The 714-nt window shown below is 69.0% G+C and carries 1 protein-coding gene; it reads right to left on the minus strand.

Translation table 11 applies throughout. From position 1 onward, the window contains the following. On the minus strand, window positions 1–434 hold a 434-nt coding region (locus Mth01_RS01915), incomplete at its 3' end, for a hypothetical protein (protein ID WP_204010245.1). Window positions 435–714: the final 280 nt, after the last annotated feature.

The raw sequence follows: 714 nt of genomic DNA on the forward strand, positions 1-714 counted from the left end.
TCGACGGCCGACGCGACAGCCGAACATCTGACGACAACAGGACCGAAGATAGCGGCTCTGAAGGCAGCCGCTCTGAAGACAGCGGCTGTGAAGGCAACGGCTGTGAAGGCAACGGATCTCGTAATCTCGCACCCGATGGCCTCGCCTGCCGGGAGCGTGACATCGGAGACCTCGTGCCGGGAGGCTTCGCGCCCAACGGCCGGATGGCAGAGGACATCGGCACTGGGACCGGGAATGGCGACGAGTCGGGGAGCGGCAGCGGCACGGGGATCGGCACCCAGGCCGGTGACGGCGGCGATGCCGCAGGCACCACCGGTGCCGGCCCGACCCGGGCGAATCCCATCACCGGCCCTGCCACCGCCGGTCAAGAAGACCCCGACGAGCAGAGCCCGTCGACGCAGGCCGATCCGGTCATAGGCGCTCCCGGCGATCACGGACTGGACGATCCCAGCAGGGACGCCCCCGGCGGAGGTGATCCCCGCAGGGACAGACCTGACCGGGACAGACCTGGCAGAGGTGATCCCAGGAGGGGCGCTCCCGGCGGGAGCGGCAGCACCGACACGATCGGCCGCCCAGGCGCCTCTGATGGATGCGACGACATGGACGGGACCGATCTGACCTATGATCGCGAACCCACGGATCGCGAACCCACGGATCGCGAACCCACGGATCGCGAACCCACGGATCGCGAACCCACGGATCGCGAACCCACGG

The organism is Sphaerimonospora thailandensis (assembly GCF_016863115.1).
In the GTDB taxonomy this organism is placed as follows: Bacteria; Actinomycetota; Actinomycetes; order Streptosporangiales; family Streptosporangiaceae; genus Sphaerimonospora; species Sphaerimonospora cavernae.